Source organism: Acinetobacter sp. WU_MDCI_Abxb74, assembly GCF_025513915.1.
Classification (GTDB): Bacteria; Pseudomonadota; Gammaproteobacteria; order Pseudomonadales; family Moraxellaceae; genus Acinetobacter; species Acinetobacter calcoaceticus_C.
Genome location: NZ_JAHPRP010000003.1, coordinates 92320 through 110599, shown reverse-complemented (window position 1 = coordinate 110599; position 18280 = coordinate 92320). Strand labels below are relative to the sequence as shown.

The window sequence follows — 18280 nt, the reverse complement described above, 5'->3', positions numbered from 1 at the left end:
TTTAAACTCCTATACAGTGAATTAATAACGTTTTAATAAAGGAACCAAGAACAATGACCCGATGACAGCGACAGCAGCCAAGAAGGTAATTCCCAGATTAAAACTATGTGTTTGCATCACGATGTAACCGATCAGTACAGGCGCAATTGCACTAGCAAAATTGCCTAGACCATTAAATATTCCACCTGCGGTCGCCCCTACATTTGAGGTCGTTACTTTTGCAAGCAGAGCAAATACAGCGGCCACTCCAAAACCCCAAGCCATCGCACTTAAAGACATCGCTGCAATAATCAATAATGGCTCGGTCATGATGACCATCACATACATGAAAATGCCTGCTAGTAATAAACCGCTAAAGACTTGAATTGCGCGGCGGCCCAACTTGTCAGATAAAAATGCGCCGATCACTTCGCCAATTAACATGGCAATGAATGGAAAGCTTGAATACATTCCAAACTCTTTGAGGTTGAAGCCTTTGTCTTGCATTAAGTAAGAAGGAACCCAGCTATTTAAGCCCCATAAATAAGTCATCAATGCAATGTTAAAGAGACAAACCAGCCAGAATGCTCTATTGCTCAAAAGTACCTTGGTATTGGCAATATGGCCTTTGAAATTGGTACGTTTGCTCTCGCCTTCAATTTCGACGGTTTTCTTAAGTTGCAAATTACGCAAACCGAAAACAATGCTGAAAATAGCGATTAGCGTTAACCCAGCCATCACAAAAAAAGTGGTGTGCCAGTCGTGGTGTGCTAAAACATTTGCAGTGATTGGGAACCCAAGGAATGCACCAATTGGTGTTCCAAGTAAGAACATGGTTGAAGCACGTGCCTGCTGACGGTCTGTGTAAGTCTGTTTAACAATGGTATAAGCCAAGGCAAATAACGGACCCTCTGCTAAACCGAGAAGTACACGTAAAATCAACATGCCCGAATAACTGGTGGTGAACCCCATGCAAAACATGAGTAAGCCCCATGAAGTTACACTCCAAAACAGCATTTTCTTTGGGTTAAAAATGTCACCCAAAAAGCTTAGAAAGACTGATGAAAAACCATAAGCAAGTAAGAAACTTGTCATGAGCCATCCCAGTTTGGCCTTATCTTCATCAATTCCCATTGCACTTTGAAAGTGAGGATCTGAAAATAAAACCGCAATACTAATCTTGTCGAAAAATGCCAGTACCACGCACACCATAAGGACAAAAGCAGGTACCCAATGCTTCAATCCACTTTTTTCTTCATTACTCATGTGTCATTCCTTCGATTTGGTAATGAGAACCAGATTTAATGTTTACGGTTTTAACTTCATGACATTAAATTCAGAATCTGCTAACAGTTTTGGTTCTAAAACGGTGTTGGCTTGCATCCAACGTTTTGCCAGTTTGACCAATTTAGAATCATTAATGGCAATCATGTTGAGCAAACGATTTTCATGGTCTAGATATAAATAACTCACCTGATCTTCACCACCTTGGCGAATCACTAACTCTTTCGTTTTTTCAGGTTGATACGTACCTAATATCTGAATATTAAAGTGGTATTGATCAGACCAGAGCCAAGGAATATCACTATATTCAGTTTCAATACCCAGCATCGACTTTGCTGCGGCAATTGCCTGATTTTGTGCATTTGCCCAAGACTGAATGCAATAACCCAAAGCTGGGTGAATCGCGACATCGCCCGCGGCATAAATGTTTTGATCGGAAGTTTGTCCAAAGCAGTTCACCACAATGCCATCTTTCACATCGAGGCCCGCATGAACACCGAGCTCTTTAGCAATCTCGGCACCCGCACCCACCACCACACAGTCAAATAACTGACTATTTTGTGGATGGTTCACCACTTCAACTTTCTGGCGAGGTGCTTCAACCAAATGCAGGCTTTTGCTATCTAAATGAATTTTTGTACCTTGGGTTTCATGCATATTTTTTAAAAATGCAGAGACTTCCGGACTCACGCTTCTTGCACATAAACGGTCGCCATATTCAAAAATATGAACGTCTTTACCTTGTTTACGCGCAGTTGCGGCAATTTCTAAACCAATCCAGCCACCGCCAATTACAGCAACATTCTTTGCAGTCTTTAAAATTTCGGCCAAGCGTTCACAGTCATGCACGTTACGTAAAGTCACCACATTTGGAATGAACTGCCATGTATTGACTGGTACACGAGCACGGCTTCCAGTTGCAATCAGTAATTTGTCATATGGCAAAACCTGACCACTTTCTAGATGAACCTGTTTTTGTTCACGGTCCACTTTTGTTGCGATTTCTGGTTTATGCCATTGAACGTTAAACTCTTGAACCTGCTCATTAGAAAATAGATTCAAACTTTCATAAGTTGCTTCTTTTGAAAGTACTTGCTTAGACAGTGGCGGACGCTCATAAAACACTTGATCTTCATTTGAGACCACATGAATTTCACCCACATAACCATTTTGGCGTAGTGTGCTTACTGCCCAACCCGCTGCCTGTCCGGCACCTACAATTACGATCTTTTCCATAGCCATCTTCCTTGTTCAGCAATACCTGTTAAACAGGCTTCACCTGACGGCGGGTTGTGTCATCAAGACCACCCTCAATCGCCCACTCGGTGAAAAGCTCTAGACGATGTTCTTCTACACGTGGCTGCCATTCTTCGGTCAAATAATCATCGTTGGTGTAATATTCAAATGCACCGCCCAATGGCGAGTTGACGTACCAGAAATATGCAGAAGAAATTGGGTGACGTCCCGGTCCAATAAAGGTTGACCATTCCGAACGATTCATATTTAAACCGCCCCCAATCACCTCGTGAATATCACGTACGACAAAAGCAACATGATTTAGACCAGCAGGTTTATTTGGAACACTGAGCAAGAATAAATCATGGTGATAACCTTTACCGCGGCAACGTAAAAATGCACCACGATTTTTGTAGGCATCAGACAAATGAAATCCTACTTTTTCAATATAGAAATTTTCAGTTGCTGCTAAATCTGGTGTGAAGAACACGACATGTCCAATCGCAACAGGTTGACCTTTTTCATAGACAGGACTTGCCGCATTGACACGTTGAATATTGCCGTATTGGTTAATGCCTTCCGTTTTAAGTTCTTGAACATCTTTCACAAAACTTTGTTCAAAACGAATGTTCATGCCATTAGGGTCAATACATTGCACCGTGTTTTCTGAACGCGCAAAACCATTTACATCAGCTAAACGACCAGCCAAGTCTTCAAGGTCTTGAGCATGATCAACACCCCAAGTGACTTCACGTAAAGTTGAACCTTGTTCAATGGCAGCTGGCAAGCGTTCATCATCACAATTAAATAGATAAATCTTGCTGCCGTTTTGAGTCTGATATAAATCAGTGCCTTCAATATCAGAAGCACTTTGGCTTAAACCAAAATCTGCCAAAAACTTGTTTGAAGCGGCTCTATCTTCAACTCCAAACTTTAAAATCTCGATCCCTGTAATCATTTGACTACTCCTTAGTTAAAGACAAAACCGCCATTGACCGGAATATTTTGACCTGTCACAAAAGAGGACAAATCCGACAGTAGATACAATGCTGTTCCATTTAAATCTTGTGGAAGTTGCTGACGTTGAATCGCTCTTCCGTTGACATATAAATCGTGACGTTCCTGCGGTACATATTCAGTTGCTTCAACCAAAGTCAGACCCGGAGACAACGTGTTGACGCAGATATTGAACTGCCCCAACTCTCTTGCCATGGAACGTGTCATGGCAAAGATTGCACCTTTACTTGCCACATAAGCCATTAGGTTCGGTGCACCCCATAAAGCAGTATCTGATGCAACATTCACAATCTTGCCAGCAGCCGACTGCTTTAAATGTAGAACGCATGCCTTACTGATCAGCCATGTGCCTTTTACATTAATATTCATGACTCGATCCCAAAGTTCAGGATCATAATCAATCATATTTTTTCCACCGACATTGGTTGCAAGCGCCGCACAGTTCACAAGGCCATCTAGCCCTTTTAACAGCTCAATACTTTTTGCTACCGCATTTTCAATCGAGGTCGCATCGGCAAGGTCAACGGTGACTGCATGAACTTGAAGCCCTTGTTTCTGTAACTCTTGTGCTTCTTGTTGAACGAGCTCAGACAAAATATCTGCCATGACAACCTCAGCACCAGCTTCAGCAATCGCTTGAGCGAAATCTCGCCCTAAACCACGCGCAGCACCAGTCACTAAAACTTTTTTGCCTTGCAGCAACGCTACATTAGCCATGAGCTTCTTCCTGCATCTCAATACGGTTTGATGCATTTAGCGCAGCAATTTTCTTTAATTGCTTTTCAGCTTCTTTCTTCATTAAACGGCGTAAACGAGCAAGGCCAACATCATGTTGATATAAGAATTCTCTTTCACGCGCATTTGGTGCAAGGTTTTCTAAAATAATGCGGTCTTGTTCCAACACATCCCAATGCAACTGTTCTAAGTGATTGCGATATAAGAAACGCCATACATTACGTTGCCAGCCACTTACTTTACGGCAGCGCCAGAAAAATACGCGAGTATTGTTAGCATCAATTGGTGTTGCATAACCCACGATCCAGAATTCACCACCCGGACCAAATTGTTTACGGTACGGAATTGAAAGACGTAACCAGCTTGCACCTGTCGAACCGTATTCAACCCAGTCAAAGTTCACACCAGTTTGGCCTTCTTTTTCAAAAACAAAGCCATTATCGGTCGTACGGTGCTTCATCTCTGCGGTACGCTCACCATCTGCCATCGAGTGCGATGTCGCGTGTAAATAGGTCCCGTGCATTGGGTCCATCACGTTATCAATCGCATATTGATGGTTTACTTTCCAGTCGGCTTGGCAAAGGAACGCACTCCACTCTTCGCTTGCAAGTTGTTCAGGGAACTCAAGCAGTTTTGGCTGTTCATTTGCATCGATACCAAACCAAATAAAAATTGCGCCATGCTGTTCACTAACTGGATAGCTTTTTAGGCATTTTGTTCCTGTCATCGGGCATTCGTGAACGGCTGGTACATCTGCAACCACACCATCAGCACGAACTTCAACACCGTGATACCAACAAGCAACTCGATCACCTAAGTTCCAGCCTAATGAAAGACGAGCACCACGGTGCGGACAGCGGTCTTCAAGTGCGTGTACCTGACCTTCGGCATCACGCCAAACCACAATGTTTTCACCCAAACGGGTAATTCCGACCGGATTGGCAGCCACTTCCCAACTTGCTAAAACCGGATGCCATTGATCACGTAAACCGAGTTCTAAATATTCTTCAGCGCTTTGTGAAGCTGATACGATTGCGTTCATTTTATTCTTCCTTGAATTAATAACCTAAACGTTGCATTTCTTCTGTAAAGCTCGCAGAAGTCCATTCATCACCAGATTCACAACGGAAACCCTGCTGATTAAGTGCAGAAACAACGTCATCTAATGCTGTTGCGCCCGCAGAAAATGCCTGAATCAAGTTCTTTACAAAGTCTTGTTCGTAGACGGTTGGTTCTTTATAACGTGTTTGCCAAACCAACAATTCTGGTTGACCAGGAATTTGAATATTGTTGATACCTGCATCGGTTGCCGGCGTTGCATGAATCCAGCTTGCCAACTTTTCATTAAATGTCTTCATTGTTCTGCTTCCTTGTACATGTGAGGACTAGAGTTGAATTTGAATATCCTGCCCTTCAACACGAACTGGGTACGTGCATAGGTTTCTACACCCAGGCCCACTTTTTAGCTCACCTGTCTGAATGTCAAAAATTGCTTCGTGCAATGGACATTCAACAGTTTGATCTTCGATAAATCCTTCGGTTAATAAGGCATATGCATGAGGGCAAACATTTTCAATCGCAAAGTAATTTTCATCGACGAAAAATACGCCAATTTTCTTCCCTTCAATTTCGATGGCTTTCGGCTCATCTTCGCTAACGTCACCCTGCTGACAAATTGAGATCCAACTCATACCTTGCGTCCTCATTTTGTTTTATATACAAAACATAATTTGATTTTCAAAACATGGGTTAAGCATAATACCCTTGATCATTTTTTGTCAAAGTAAAAATAGATAGATAATTCATCATCTTAATAAAATTTAAATATTTTGTTACGTTTCAAACAGGAAACAAAGTTTTAAATATAAAAATTGTTTTATGTATTTTTAACAATTACAATAGTTCTAAAATAAAGCAGCATGCCCCAAATTGAACCTTGTTTTATTTATAGGAAAAAGACACGAATGAGCCTAACAATTGAAGAAGATTCACAAGAATCAGAAACAACAAAAAATGATGATCGATATTTAGTACCCGGACTTGTTCGAGGTTTAGCCATCTTGCAAGCTTTTAATCAACAAGCACAAGAAATGACAATTACTGAAATTGCTGAAATTTTAGAAGTGAACCGTTCTAGTGCATTTCGTCTGATCTATACACTCGAATCTTGTGGCTATTTAAGAAAAGCCTCTCAAAAAACTTATGCACTCGATTCAAAAGTAATGGAGCTAGGTTTTAACAGTTTATCTAAACTTTCATTACTTGATTTATCGACACCTTTAATGAAAGAACTACGTGACCAAACTAAATTGGCTGTTCATCTTTCTATTTTAGAAGGCACTCACATTGTCTTTGTAAATAATATTCAGTCTATGGGTACCTTCACCAGTAACATTAGCTTAGGTACGCGTTGGCCTGCCCATGCAACCGTGATTGGTCAAATGTTATTGTCAGATTTACCGGAAACTGAAGTACGACAGCGTTATCGTAATTTTAACGACTGGGATAGCTTCTCTGAACTTACTCCGACTAACTTAAAAACGTTATTGCAAAGACTGGTTTATGTGAAAACACAAAAAACCATGGTGAGTTGGGGTCATTATAATCACGATATGGCAGCCTGCGCGGCACCTATTTTTAAACAGTCAAATGGCAAAATGGTGGCTGTTATTTCAGTGAGTTGCCCAATTACCACCTATGATGAAAGAACCTTCAAAGAAGATATCGCAAGTTTAGTTGTGGAAACAGCAAATAAAATTTCAAAATTTATTTATTAAAAAGGCGTTTTAAAATCGCCTTTTTCTTTTCAAAAAATCATTCAAACAAGTGTAGTGATCACATTACCTTGTTGATTTTTAAAACTGAACTTAGTTTTATCGGTTACATCAATCTGTAAGTATTGAGATTTAAAGGCAATAACAGCATAAAACTCTTCTGCGCCATCATCTAGTCCTGTGGCTGAAACTGTTGTACCTTTCGGGAACTCATTTAACCAAGCTGCTTTATAAAAATCGGACACAGAATCAAATTCACCATAGTTTTGTGGCTCTGCCATTATTTTTGCGGCTGCCTCGTCAAACTGCTGACACTTATAATCATCTAAACTCAATAACATTGAAATTCCCATTTTGTCTTCTCATGAAGTCGGTCGTATTATTGAGTAATAGTTGCTTGTTTTCTTTTCACCTTTTCCCATTGATACCAACCATAAGCAGCCATTAAAACAAACGCTGCATATAATCCAGCAGTTAAAAATAAATCTTTATAGATAAACATGCCTACATAAATAATATCGACAAAGACCCAAAGTACCCATGTTGCAATATGCTTGCGACTAGTCCAATAGGTTGCGAGTAAACTAAACGCTGCTAACTGCGAATCGAGCATTGGCACCGCTGCATCGGTAAAGTTTTTGAGAATCAATCCAAAAAGTAAGCCACCCACCGCTGCAATAATCATTTGAAAAATTACTTTTTGAACTGCAATTGGTTCAATCCGAATGTCATGATCTTGCTGCTTTCCCTTAAACCAGTAGTAAAAACCATAAAAATTTACGACCATGAAAAAGAACTGCAAAATCGTTTCACCATAAAGCTTAAATTCGTAAAATAAATATGCATATAAAACAAAGGCAAAGAAATTAAACAGCCAACACCACATGTTCCTAATAACAGTTAATCCAACTCCAATTAGGCTAATCAAGACTGCAAAAATTTCTAAAGGTGACATAAGAACAGCTTCTTATAGAGATCAATTCGACGAGGTATTATGAGAAAAATATCAAGTTAAGCAAACTGCTAATTTGAAATCAAAAAATCTGTGGTTCGTGCTTGAATATAATTTGTACTTTTCTATTTCTGTGTTATAAAAATATCATCTATATTTTAATATACTTATCATGTTTTTATCTAAAGCCCATTTATGTCTGGTTCATCAATTATATGCCTTAGAGGTCAATGTCTCTATGGCCGATTGGCGACGTCCTTATTTTGGACAATCTGGCGCTTTGGATGAGAAAATCAAGATATTCCATTTGTAATATACCCCCTGATTTTCATAACAAGCCGCCATAAAACGCGGCTTTTTTTATGCCTTTTAAAACACAAAAACCAAACTTTCTGGAGCTTTATATGAAGCCATTATTTGAACAACAGAGTATTTCTACCACGCAGACTCAGCCGGCTGTAGCACCCTCTTTAACTCCAACTCGCCTCGCTACAGCCGGCCAATTTATTGCTGTCGTCATGATTTGGTCGCTTACCCCACTCGCAGCCGTCTGGACAGTACAAGAAATTCATTGGGCATGGGGATTATTTATTCGATTCAGTTTGGCGATTCCAATAGCCTTACTCTGTCTACGATTTTTTCGTTTAAAACTGATCTTTAGTAAAAAAGCTGTTTTAAGTTATTGTGCCGGAGCTATTGGCTTATTTGGGTCTATGGCCTTTTGCTACATGGGTGCAGATAAAGTCCCCTCTGCCATTATTTCAATTATTTACGGGACTTCTCCGTTAGTGTCCGGACTCATCAGCTCTTTTTTATTAGGACGTGAACGTTTTTCGGCATGGCAGTGGCTTGGGCTGGGTATAGCGCTTGTCGGGATGAGCTTTACTTTAGGACTATCTTCATCAGGTTTTCAGCTCAACCGCACCGGTATTATATTAGAACTGATTGCGATGCTGTTTTATGTATTGTCGACTTTTGCCGTAAAATCTGTCGGAGCATATATTCCGCCCATTACACAAATGACAGGTGCCACCCTTGTTTCATGGGTAGGTTATGTATGTCTATTACCTTTCTTTTGGTCACATCTTCCAACTGAATTCCCAAGCCTGAAAATTTCAATAGCAGTCTTTTATAGTGCAGTCTTTTCATCTGTGCTTGCCATGATTTTTTATTATCAACTCATTAAGGTACTACAACCGACCACTGTGTTGCTCATTACCATTATTACCCCTGTTCTCGCTACATTTTGGGGAACATGGTTCAACCATGAACAGCTCAGCTCACACCTTATTTTAGGTTTAACCCTGTTATGCCTAGGACTAGTTATGTATTCACGTCGTCCAACATAATGTTTGATAACCTGATTGGGACCACTCATCAGGTTATTCTACCCCCTCATATTTATATTAATCTTAAGAATAAAAGTTTAGTTTTATTTTAATCTCTCCTTCTATTTCTGTTTACGAAGTAGTCTATAAATTGTATTTGACAGTTTTCTAACGAACGTTTAAAAACTTATTAAAGACAAATAAAGGACATCACGATATGTCAAATCAAGAAGGAAAAGTTAGCCGTGAAACCCGCGGACATATTTTTTTAATTGGGCTGGATCGGGCAGCAAAACGTAATGCTTTTGACAGCCACATGATTAAAGATTTATCACAAGCACTCACTGAATATGAAAATAATGATGAGCTGCGCTGTGCAGTAATATTTGCCCATGGTGACCATTTTACGGCTGGATTAGACCTCGTAGAGTTACAACCTAAACTTGCTACTGGTGTTTTTGATTTTAGTGATGAAGAAGTTAATCCTTGGGGCACAGTTGGACGAAAACTGAGTAAACCGTTGATTGTTGCGGTACAAGGTTATTGCTACACCGCAGGCATTGAACTCTTTCTAAATGCAGACATTGCTTTAGCAAGTGAAAATACTCAGTTTGCACAAATGGAAGTCCAACGTGGCATCTTACCTTTTGGTGGGGCAACAGCACGCTTTACTCAAGCTGCGGGTTGGGCCAAAGCCATGCGCTACTTGCTTACGGGTGACCCTTTTGATGCAAAAGCCGCCTTGGATATGAACCTAATTACAGAAATTTGTCCTGAAGGTACTGAACTCAACCGTGCAATAGAGCTCGCTGAACATATTGCTCAAGCGGCTCCACTCGCGGTAAAAGCTACCCTAGCTTCAGCACGTGAAGCCATTAATGAAGGTTATCAAGCTGCATTTAGCCAGTTACAAAATCATCTTCATCCCTTATTAAAAACTGAAGACGTACAAGAAGGAGTTTTTTCAATGTTGCAAAAAAGACCTCCTGTTTTTAAAGGTAAATAAAGCTTAATCCAAGCTAGAAAAATAAAGAGAAAAGCAATGCAATTAGCAACTCAAACGAACGAACAGCTTAGCCAAAATGTACAATTTTCAGCTTTAGATGGCTATCAACTCAAGGGCACTCGTTACTTTACGACGTCACCAGCTAAGGCCAACATTGTCGTTGCCGGAGCTACTGGCGTACCACACGAGTTTTACCGTCGCTTTGCTGAATATATGACGCAATATGGTTATCAAGTATTCACCTTCGATTATCGAGGTGTGGGGAAATCGAGTCCCAAATCTTTAAAAGGCTTTGATATGTCTTACCTCGACTGGGGCAAACTCGACTTAGCAGGCGCTATTGAATATTTATCACAAGAACCTCTACCTCTTTTAATGGTGGGTCATTCTTACGGCGGGCATGCATTAGGGCTATTACCTAATCATGATAAATTATTGGCCTGCTACACCTTTGGCACTGGGGCTGGCTGGCATGGCTATATGCCACTCAAAGAACGTTTTAAAGTTCAAGTGGTCTGGAATATTGTGTTTCCACCTATCGTCGCTGTGACAGGTTATTTGCCTTGGAGCAAATTTAATATGGGTTCTGACTTACCTCTAAATGTTTATAAACAGTGGCGAAAGTGGTGTAAAAATCCTAAGTATTTTTTTGCTGACCCAGAACAGCAACATTTAATTGAACAATATGCCTCAGTTAAAACACCAATTTATGCAACCTCTGCCCTTGATGATGACTGGGCTTTGCCAGCTTCTTGCCGCGCATTTATGCAATATTATCGACAAGCTCCGGTCACCTACATTAGCCTTCAACCTCAAGATGTTTCAATGAAAACCATTGGGCACATGGGCTACTTTAAAAAAGATGCTGAACAGATCTGGAGTAAAGTCCGCACCACTTTTGATGATTTGGTAAAAGCCTGATTTATGTTTTGGATAATTTAAGATGAGACCGCCGAAACTTGCGAAAGAAGAATTGCTCAAGCACTGTGCTTTGCAGTTTAAAACCTATGGTTACGCAGGCACCAGTATGGACATGCTGGCAAAGGCCTGTGGCCTGACTAAAGCTTCTTTTTATTATTATTATCCAAACAAAGAAGCACTATTGCTTGAAGTGCTAAATGGCACTCATCAATATTTAATCCATTCTTTATTTCAAAGCACAGCAAATTCTGACTGCTCTGCAATTGAACGGTTTGAGCAAATGCATGAGCGTGCTATTCATTTTTTTACACAAGGTGTTAACGGCTGCTTAATAGGTATCATTTCTATGGAAGCAGCATATGGCTCACCTAAAATTTTAGCCAAAATACGCAGCATTTTTCAGGACTGGCAACTTGCAATTCAGTCTATTTTTGCAAAGTGCATTGCTCAAGATCAAGCAGAGATTTTAGCAAAACAAAGTATTGCTGATTATGAAGGTGCGATCTTGATGTACCGTGTCACCCATGATGAGTTTTATATTAATCAAGTCAAACAACGTATTCTTGGATTTCTCAGTTCATAAAAATAAAGCCCACTTAAAGTGGGCTTTATTTGATTAATAAGGCTTATTCAACTCGAATAATCTTACCTTCATCATTATGATGAACTACGGTAATTTTTTGGCTACGCCCCTGCTCGATTTCAAGCTCTGGTAAATCGAAGTAGCGAGCATAATCATCAGTCTGTTTCATTTTAAGCGCACTACCACCGACACGGCGCTCCGGTAGTACATGGCTCCACAACAATAAGCAAATTGCACAAGCAATTAATGCTGTAAGACCATGCTCAATTCCTACACCAAAGGCACTAAATAAACGGTGTACCAAATGAGTTTTTTGTAGTTCAACCAATAGCCATACAAACACGAACGGACGCCACAACAACAACCAAACCGCCCACATCATGGCTGTGCTTGTTGTAGAAGCATAGCGTTTATGCCATGGTAATTGACGGCGTAAATCAATAATCAACGAATCTGTCTTCATTTCTCTCTTTACCTAACGGAGTGCTGCGGTTTTTCCCCAGACATCAACACAGCACGATCTTTAAAATCTCATGACTTTTGCATTTCATCTAGCGAATGCCCCGATCCGGGCTCACCCAACGTGCTCGTTTCTCATCCCCACGCCGTAAGACTCTTGGAAATGCTACAATGGTTGCCGAAACCGTAATTAACCAAAAGACCAATGGATACCAGATCATCCAGAAATAGTTTTTTCCTAGGTTTGGTTCATAACGACTATCCATCCATTTGCTTAAAGCAAACTGAATTAGACAGGTTGCCCCCAATAAAATACCGCTACCATACGGTAAAAATGGAGAGCTCACAACGGCTAGTGCTGGTACGGGTAAAATAAAATGTGCCAACCACAATATAGCCATCGCTAGCATTAAATATGACCAGACTAAAGTTAAGCAAAGCTCAAACATTAAAGGCCATAAAAAATTCAATTTTGGTTTGGTGAACACATCAATATTTTTAATTAATACTTGTGCGCCACCCATTGCCCAACGTAAACGTTGTTTCCACAACCCATTTAAGGTTTCAGGCATTAAAATCCAGACCAAGGCATTCGGTTCAAACTCAATATCCCAACCTGCACGCTGTAATTTCCAAGTGATATCAATATCTTCAGTCAACATATTAGGTGACCAATAGTCGACTTGGTGAACGGCGCTTTTACGAAAAGCCGTAATTACACCTGACACGGTAAACAAGCGACCAAAAGTACGTTGTGCACGTTTAATCATACCTACAATCGAAGAAAACTCACCGACCTGAATACGCCCTAATAAAGTTGAGCGAGTGCGGATACGTGGGTTTCCAGTAACCGCAGCAACAGTCGGATTTTTAAGAAAATGACGAATCATCCACTTTGCTGCATGTGGATCAAGTAAAGCATCACCGTCAATACCAATTAAAAATTCGGCATCGGTCATTAAGCTTCCGGCTTGTAACCCCATGGCTTTACCTTGGTTTTGAGCCAAATGAACAACACGTAATTTTTCATGTTGTTCTGCTAAACGGTCAAGTACTTCACCTGTATTATCGGAGCTACCATCATTAATCGCGATGACTTCAAAATGAGGATAGTCTAGTTTTAAAGCATGGCTAATGGTTTCTTCTGCATTATCCCCTTCATTAAAACAAGGAACTAATACAGCGACTTTTGGATAACTTTCTAATGGAGCTGGTTGATCATAAGCTGGAGCCTGACGTTCTTTCCAATAGAAAATGATCGCACCCATCATCCATAAATACGACATGAATAATGGATAATAAAAAACGAATTTTAAGGCATGCGACCATATCGCAGCAAAGATTGTCATGTTTCAGCCCCGACTACGGCACAAGACGAGATGATTTTTCAGCAAATGCTTTATGCATCACGTCAACATCTGGATGATCTTTGATTGGATCATCTGGATAATATCCGACATGCATTACACCTTGCTGATAAAGAGAATGAATTGTTGCTGCCATTTCAGCTGAAGGTACCTTTTCGTTTTTACGCCAGTCGGTTGCCTGTAATTCAAAAACGGTTTTCTTGATGCCATTCGGGTATTGTTTTACCCGATCAACCATATCTTTATAGAATTGATCAGCATTATCGACCTGCTCCATATAAGGCATTGCCATAATAGCTGTAAAATCATAACGCTTTAATGACTCTTCAAGCGACTGTGAGTACCAGTTTTCAGCATATGGTTTTAAAGCCACTTGCGCATATAAATTACGTGCAGTCAGCAAGAATGGCTCATATTGTCGAACATCTTCAACCAACTCCATAGCGAAATCATCAAGGTATCTGGTCTTAAACGCTGTCCATTTTTGCAAGTCTTGATCATTTTCACGGATTTTTGCCAAATCTGTTGGCAAACCTTGCTTCGCATAGGCTTTTAAAGCATCAGGACTTGCATCTTCATAATCAGATAATGTCACATCATCATGGAACAAGATGCCATTAAACGGCGTTGATTTTGCCAAATCTTGATAAATTTCACGAATTGTTTGGCGGGCTTCTGGCGAGAAAGGACTCAAACGGATATAGCCCATGTTCAGGTGTTCACCTGCTTTCTCCTGCTGAGTCACCACCAAGTCTTTAGAAACAGGATCAGTCTTTGGTAATTCCCATGCCAATAATGGCATCCATGCATAAATACGACTTACAGGTGTGCGTGTCTGGATTTGCCACGCCACACGGTTAAACAAGTCTGCACGCATTGGAATATGGCGGTTTGGGAAATAAACCATATCAGCAGAACCATTCGCATCGGGATCTGAAAATGCCTGTAAATAAACGGTATTTACACCCATTCCATTAATTCGATCTAACAAGTGTCCTAAATTACGCTCTTGTTGTTTCGGGTCCGGATCATAAATATAGTCCAGATCGATATGCATGATTTTTTGAGGACGATTATTATCTGTCAGATTTAATTCACGACTTTTAATTTCCTGAGATAAATCATCAGTTGTCATTCCACCTTCGACCAAAATACGGCTCATATTTTGTAAAGACTGTTTAGCATGATCTGCCCCATCATCAAGTGTAATGGTCACTGGCATGCCTAATTTTTTCGCAATTTGGACAGTTTGCATATTATAGCGACCATATGGCCATACCATAATACGAGGCGAACGTAAGCCATGGGCTTTAAGTAATTCATTATTCTTTTTCAGGTCATTATAAATACGAGCCTGATATTGTTCGTCGTTTTCGTAGCTTTGAGTTTTAATATCGTAAAAACGTGTGGTTGCCGCAGGTTCTGAATTACCTTGAGGGTTGCCCGTAATACCGCGGTGCAAATGATAGCTATGGCTCGCAATTTCAACCAGACCACTGTCTTGCATCTCTTTTAGCTCATTCCAGCTCAAGATTTTATCACGTGAAATTTCTTCACCAGAAAAATCAACCTTCTGACCGGATTTTGGCTCTAGCCATGAACCGACCACTGCTAAAACAACAGGAATCTTTTTAGCTTTAATTACAGGGTATGCATTTTGATAAAAAGATTGATATCCGTCATCTACCGTCAATAATACTGGCTTAGTCGGCAGTCGATATTTACCTTGATGTGCACGGATTAACTGATCAACAGTAATAAAATGGAAGCCATTCTTTTGTAACCATTCAACATGCTGAGTAAATTGTTGAGTCGTTACCGCATAATCAGGAATCATTGCATTTTTTGTATCAGTAATTTCATGATACCCAATGACCGTAAGTGTTGAAGCATCGAGTTTTTGTGGTTTAGCCAATGCCATACCTGACATGCCAGCAAGGGCCAATCCAAGCGTAAGATTCAACAAAGGAGATGCAAAGCGGATAATCATGAAATAGCGTCTCAATATAGATGACTGATGTGAAGTTTGATCCGATGGACTTTGGATTTATCTAAGCCGACCTTAAGATCAAAACTATTTATAAAAAAACAGTTTTTCAGATGCCATTTATAATCAAATAAACTGAAAGTAATCTTAAATATTCAAAAAGCTAAAATATAAATTATGAATGTATTTATATTTAAAGCTCATATAAACAAGAAAGCCCCCTAAAGGGCTTCAAATTTTTCACTAGTCCCGGGTTTTAACATCAAACAATTCAATTTCAAAAATCAAATTAGAATTGGCTGGAATAATCTTACCCATTTTACGCTCACCATATGCTAAATGAGCAGGTACGATTAATTTACGTTTACCGCCAACTTTCATTCCCATGATACCTTGGTCCCAGCCTTTAATGACACGACCTGTACCAATCACACACTCAAAGTAATTACCGCGATCAATTGAAGAGTCGAATTTGGTACCATCTTCTAACCAACCTGTATAGTGAGTGGTAATTAAAGCGCCTTTAACAGCTTCTTTGCCTTCACCTATCTTTAAGTCGATAATTTCTAATTCATTTGACATGGTTTACCCCTTGAATCGAATTTCTAAATAGCAACTGGTGCCTAGTGTACCAATTGAATCTGTCGAATTTGTTGCGCTTTTCTATTTTACTGTAACTGGGTCCACACCACATTGGCTTGCCCCTTATCACCTAAAAGGGTCCACTCTGTGTCCATAACATTTAACTGTAGTTGCATGGTACGTTCACATAGTTTTTCTAGCTCTACTGTGCTCGCGGGCGCAAGCTGCCAGACTTGAACATTACTTAACGTTTTAATTTTGCTATTTCTCTTCCACCACTCTTCGACTTGTGTGCCATAGACAACAATTACAACTTTTTTACAACGCGCACTGGCTTTTTTGACTTTATCTTCTGAAGGTAAACCCACTTCAATCCATGTTTCTAGCTGACCTGTTAAATCCTTTTGCCATAGCGCAGGCTCATCAGTTTCAAAAAGGTCTTTCGTAAACTCAAGTTCATCACTTGCAAAACGGGCAAAAGCCATTAAACGAACCATTAATCGTTCTATAGTTTCAGAAGGATGCAAAGCGAGTGTAAGTTGATAATCACCGTAAATATGGTCATCCATATTGGCAATATTCAAATCTGCTTTATAAATTGTTGCTTTAAGCGCCATGGTTAAAATGTCCCAAAATTTGGCGCTAAGGATACTCGATTTTAGCTAAAAAATTATAAAAAAACTGAGTAATGCGAAAACATAGCAATATGAAATTTGCATATTCCTCCAAAACGCTCCACTTAATTTTAGAGTTGGCTGGCTTTTTGCTTAAAAGAGATATTCTCCTCTTCCTAAAATTGATGACTTATGTGGCAAAAGCTCAAGCGTAGTTTATTTTTACAGGTTCTTTGTGCTCTCTTTCTTGGAGTTGCAGTTGGAGCTGGTTTTCATGATTTCTCCCTATCTTTAAAGCCATTGGGTGACGGTTTTATCTCTTTAATTAAAATGCTGATTGCACCAATTGTGTTTTGTGTCGTTGTACTTGGTATTTATGGTGCAAATGATATTAAAAAAATGGGCAAAGTCGGTGCAAAAACCATTCTCTATTTTGAAGTGGTCACAAGTTTCGCTTTAGTTTTAGGCATTATTGTGGCCTATGTATTTAAACCTGGCGTCGGCATGAATATCGATATCAGCCATTTAGATGCAAAAGATTTAAGCACCTATACCGAACGTGCCCATGAAATGCACACCGGTTCTGATTTCATACTGAACATTATTCCAAAAACATTTACTGGTGCTTTTGCTAACGGCGATATTCTACAAGTTTTACTGATTGCCATTTTATTTGGCGTTTCCCTACTCTTAATTCCAAAACATTTGGCAGAACTGGTACGACAAGCTCTTGAGGCTTTCTCTGAAGTCTTCTTTAAAATTATGGGGCTGATTATTCGTTTAGCGCCTATTGGTGTGTTCGGTTCAGTGGCCTATACCACTGCTAAATTCGGTTTAGACTCACTCTTACAACTGGGCTATTTGGTTTTACTGTTTTATGCGACCTGCATTTTATTTGTTGTGGTTGTTTTAGGTGCAATTTTAAAACTTACAGGTCTCAACATTTTTAAATTCGTGGCTTATTTTAAAGATGAGTTAGCCATTGTTTTGGGTACCGCCTCTTCTGATTCTGTTTTACCCCAAATTATGAAAAAGCTCAGAAATCTGGGAATTAAAGATTCAACCGTAGGGCTGGTCATTCCAACTGGTTATTCTTTTAATCTGGATGGATTTTCAATTTACTTAACTCTAGGTGTTATTTTTATTGCACAGGCCTGCAATATTGATTTATCTATGCATGACTTACTGGCTATTTTACTGGTTTCTCTCATCACGTCTAAAGGCGCTCATGGAATTCCTGGTTCAGCATTAGTTATTCTTGCAGCCACGCTTTCAGTGATTCCAAGCCTTCCTGCGATTGGTTTAGTACTTTTACTTTCAGTAGACTGGTTTATTGGAATTATCCGTGCCTGTACCAACTTAATTGGCAATTGTGTCGCGACCGTAGTGATTGCTCACTGGGAAAAAGATATTGACCATGCTCAAGCAAAGGCTGTGTTAAATACAAAACCTTAAA

General features: G+C 39.9%; 20 protein-coding genes. 6 read left to right on the top strand and 14 right to left on the bottom strand.

Features of this window, described 5'->3' with window-relative positions; translation table 11 throughout:
- Positions 1 to 21: 21 nt before the first annotated feature.
- From KTH84_RS08220 to KTH84_RS08190, 7 genes are read right to left on the bottom strand one after another with little or no spacing between them, the layout of a single operon-like run.
- Positions 22 to 1245, bottom strand: a complete 1224-nt coding sequence (locus KTH84_RS08220) for an MFS transporter (RefSeq protein ID WP_042898188.1) — start codon at positions 1243 to 1245, stop codon at positions 22 to 24.
- Between the two features lie 42 nt (positions 1246 to 1287).
- On the bottom strand, positions 1288 to 2499 hold the full coding sequence (locus KTH84_RS08215; RefSeq protein WP_262472834.1) for an NAD(P)/FAD-dependent oxidoreductase: 1212 nt from the start codon (positions 2497 to 2499) through the stop codon (positions 1288 to 1290).
- Between the two features lie 28 nt (positions 2500 to 2527).
- Positions 2528 to 3457, bottom strand: a complete 930-nt coding sequence (locus KTH84_RS08210) for a VOC family protein (protein WP_262472833.1) — start codon at positions 3455 to 3457, stop codon at positions 2528 to 2530.
- 11 nt (positions 3458 to 3468) lie between these two features.
- On the bottom strand, positions 3469 to 4233 hold the full coding sequence (locus KTH84_RS08205) for an SDR family oxidoreductase (RefSeq protein WP_262472832.1): 765 nt from the start codon (positions 4231 to 4233) through the stop codon (positions 3469 to 3471).
- A complete protein-coding gene (locus KTH84_RS08200) occupies positions 4226 to 5293 on the bottom strand; it encodes an aromatic ring-hydroxylating oxygenase subunit alpha (RefSeq protein WP_262472831.1) in 1068 nt (355 codons plus the stop codon). The genes KTH84_RS08205 and KTH84_RS08200 overlap by 8 nt, the downstream gene beginning before the upstream one ends.
- Positions 5294 to 5309: 16 nt before the next feature.
- The gene (locus KTH84_RS08195; protein ID WP_042898183.1) at positions 5310 to 5609 is read right to left on the bottom strand and encodes a recombinase-like helix-turn-helix domain-containing protein; all 300 of its coding nucleotides are present in this window, start codon (positions 5607 to 5609) and stop codon (positions 5310 to 5312) included.
- 27 nt (positions 5610 to 5636) lie between these two features.
- A complete protein-coding gene (locus tag KTH84_RS08190) occupies positions 5637 to 5942 on the bottom strand; it encodes a non-heme iron oxygenase ferredoxin subunit (protein WP_003653126.1) in 306 nt (101 codons plus the stop codon).
- A gap of 273 nt (positions 5943 to 6215) precedes the next feature.
- Here KTH84_RS08190 and KTH84_RS08185 point away from each other — a divergent pair, with 273 nt between their 5' ends.
- Complete coding sequence (locus KTH84_RS08185; protein WP_042898182.1) at positions 6216 to 7028, top strand: IclR family transcriptional regulator; 813 nt, start codon at positions 6216 to 6218, stop codon at positions 7026 to 7028.
- Positions 7029 to 7069: 41 nt separating this feature from the next.
- Here KTH84_RS08185 and KTH84_RS08180 read toward each other — a convergent pair whose 3' ends face one another.
- A complete protein-coding gene (locus tag KTH84_RS08180) occupies positions 7070 to 7366 on the bottom strand; it encodes a hypothetical protein (protein WP_133974907.1) in 297 nt (98 codons plus the stop codon).
- A 38-nt stretch (positions 7367 to 7404) separates the two neighbouring features.
- Positions 7405 to 7980 (bottom strand): nicotinamide riboside transporter PnuC, encoded by a 576-nt coding sequence (gene pnuC / locus KTH84_RS08175; RefSeq protein WP_262472830.1) that lies wholly within the window; start codon positions 7978 to 7980, stop codon positions 7405 to 7407.
- Positions 7981 to 8381: 401 nt separating this feature from the next.
- Between pnuC and KTH84_RS08170 the strand changes: the two genes are divergently transcribed.
- The 4 genes from KTH84_RS08170 (at position 8382) to KTH84_RS08155 (ending at position 11815) form a co-directional block, all read left to right on the top strand.
- Positions 8382 to 9326 (top strand): DMT family transporter, encoded by a 945-nt coding sequence (locus KTH84_RS08170; RefSeq protein WP_262472829.1) that lies wholly within the window; start codon positions 8382 to 8384, stop codon positions 9324 to 9326.
- 196 nt (positions 9327 to 9522) lie between these two features.
- Positions 9523 to 10311, top strand: coding sequence for a crotonase/enoyl-CoA hydratase family protein (locus tag KTH84_RS08165; protein ID WP_262472828.1), 789 nt, complete (start codon positions 9523 to 9525; stop codon positions 10309 to 10311).
- A 21-nt stretch (positions 10312 to 10332) separates the two neighbouring features.
- The gene (locus tag KTH84_RS08160) at positions 10333 to 11232 is read left to right on the top strand and encodes an alpha/beta fold hydrolase (protein ID WP_262472900.1); all 900 of its coding nucleotides are present in this window, start codon (positions 10333 to 10335) and stop codon (positions 11230 to 11232) included.
- Positions 11233 to 11254: 22 nt separating this feature from the next.
- Entirely contained in the window at positions 11255 to 11815 is a 561-nt protein-coding gene (locus tag KTH84_RS08155) for a TetR/AcrR family transcriptional regulator (RefSeq protein ID WP_262472827.1), read from the top strand.
- 43 nt (positions 11816 to 11858) lie between these two features.
- Here KTH84_RS08155 and pgaD read toward each other — a convergent pair whose 3' ends face one another.
- The 5 genes from pgaD to KTH84_RS08130 form a co-directional block, all read right to left on the bottom strand.
- Positions 11859 to 12278 carry a poly-beta-1,6-N-acetyl-D-glucosamine biosynthesis protein PgaD gene (gene pgaD / locus KTH84_RS08150; protein ID WP_202742733.1) on the bottom strand — a complete coding sequence of 140 codons (420 nt, stop codon included), beginning with the start codon at positions 12276 to 12278 and terminating at the stop codon, positions 11859 to 11861.
- 88 nt (positions 12279 to 12366) lie between these two features.
- Positions 12367 to 13623, bottom strand: coding sequence for a poly-beta-1,6-N-acetyl-D-glucosamine synthase (pgaC, locus tag KTH84_RS08145; RefSeq protein WP_262472826.1), 1257 nt, complete (start codon positions 13621 to 13623; stop codon positions 12367 to 12369).
- Positions 13624 to 13636: 13 nt separating this feature from the next.
- Positions 13637 to 15631, bottom strand: a complete 1995-nt coding sequence (pgaB, locus tag KTH84_RS08140; protein ID WP_262472825.1) for a poly-beta-1,6-N-acetyl-D-glucosamine N-deacetylase PgaB — start codon at positions 15629 to 15631, stop codon at positions 13637 to 13639.
- Between the two features lie 240 nt (positions 15632 to 15871).
- Positions 15872 to 16210, bottom strand: coding sequence for an FKBP-type peptidyl-prolyl cis-trans isomerase (locus KTH84_RS08135; RefSeq protein WP_004641710.1), 339 nt, complete (start codon positions 16208 to 16210; stop codon positions 15872 to 15874).
- Positions 16211 to 16296: 86 nt separating this feature from the next.
- The gene (locus tag KTH84_RS08130; protein ID WP_133974921.1) at positions 16297 to 16827 is read right to left on the bottom strand and encodes a YaeQ family protein; all 531 of its coding nucleotides are present in this window, start codon (positions 16825 to 16827) and stop codon (positions 16297 to 16299) included.
- Positions 16828 to 17016: 189 nt separating this feature from the next.
- Between KTH84_RS08130 and dctA the strand changes: the two genes are divergently transcribed.
- Positions 17017 to 18279, top strand: coding sequence for a C4-dicarboxylate transporter DctA (dctA, locus tag KTH84_RS08125; protein WP_262472824.1), 1263 nt, complete (start codon positions 17017 to 17019; stop codon positions 18277 to 18279).
- The last annotated feature ends 1 nt before the right edge of the window (position 18280 follow it).

Excerpts from the sequence above, each read along its gene's own strand:
- KTH84_RS08220 (WP_042898188.1), bottom strand. The coding sequence starts at position 1,245 with ATGAGTAATGAAGAAAAAAGTGGATTGAAGCATTGGGTACCTGCTTTT.
- KTH84_RS08215 (WP_262472834.1), bottom strand. The coding sequence starts at position 2,499 with ATGGAAAAGATCGTAATTGTAGGTGCCGGACAGGCAGCGGGTTGGGCA.
- KTH84_RS08210 (WP_262472833.1), bottom strand. The coding sequence starts at position 3,457 with ATGATTACAGGGATCGAGATTTTAAAGTTTGGAGTTGAAGATAGAGCC.
- KTH84_RS08205 (WP_262472832.1), bottom strand. The coding sequence starts at position 4,233 with ATGGCTAATGTAGCGTTGCTGCAAGGCAAAAAAGTTTTAGTGACTGGT.
- KTH84_RS08200 (WP_262472831.1), bottom strand. The coding sequence starts at position 5,293 with ATGAACGCAATCGTATCAGCTTCACAAAGCGCTGAAGAATATTTAGAA.
- KTH84_RS08195 (WP_042898183.1), bottom strand. The coding sequence starts at position 5,609 with ATGAAGACATTTAATGAAAAGTTGGCAAGCTGGATTCATGCAACGCCG.
- KTH84_RS08190 (WP_003653126.1), bottom strand. The coding sequence starts at position 5,942 with ATGAGTTGGATCTCAATTTGTCAGCAGGGTGACGTTAGCGAAGATGAG.
- KTH84_RS08185 (WP_042898182.1), top strand. The coding sequence starts at position 6,216 with ATGAGCCTAACAATTGAAGAAGATTCACAAGAATCAGAAACAACAAAA.
- KTH84_RS08180 (WP_133974907.1), bottom strand. The coding sequence starts at position 7,366 with ATGTTATTGAGTTTAGATGATTATAAGTGTCAGCAGTTTGACGAGGCA.
- pnuC (WP_262472830.1), bottom strand. The coding sequence starts at position 7,980 with ATGTCACCTTTAGAAATTTTTGCAGTCTTGATTAGCCTAATTGGAGTT.
- KTH84_RS08170 (WP_262472829.1), top strand. The coding sequence starts at position 8,382 with ATGAAGCCATTATTTGAACAACAGAGTATTTCTACCACGCAGACTCAG.
- KTH84_RS08165 (WP_262472828.1), top strand. The coding sequence starts at position 9,523 with ATGTCAAATCAAGAAGGAAAAGTTAGCCGTGAAACCCGCGGACATATT.
- KTH84_RS08155 (WP_262472827.1), top strand. The coding sequence starts at position 11,255 with ATGAGACCGCCGAAACTTGCGAAAGAAGAATTGCTCAAGCACTGTGCT.
- pgaD (WP_202742733.1), bottom strand. The coding sequence starts at position 12,278 with ATGAAGACAGATTCGTTGATTATTGATTTACGCCGTCAATTACCATGG.
- pgaC (WP_262472826.1), bottom strand. The coding sequence starts at position 13,623 with ATGACAATCTTTGCTGCGATATGGTCGCATGCCTTAAAATTCGTTTTT.
- pgaB (WP_262472825.1), bottom strand. The coding sequence starts at position 15,631 with ATGATTATCCGCTTTGCATCTCCTTTGTTGAATCTTACGCTTGGATTG.
- KTH84_RS08135 (WP_004641710.1), bottom strand. The coding sequence starts at position 16,210 with ATGTCAAATGAATTAGAAATTATCGACTTAAAGATAGGTGAAGGCAAA.
- KTH84_RS08130 (WP_133974921.1), bottom strand. The coding sequence starts at position 16,827 with ATGGCGCTTAAAGCAACAATTTATAAAGCAGATTTGAATATTGCCAAT.
- dctA (WP_262472824.1), top strand. The coding sequence starts at position 17,017 with ATGTGGCAAAAGCTCAAGCGTAGTTTATTTTTACAGGTTCTTTGTGCT.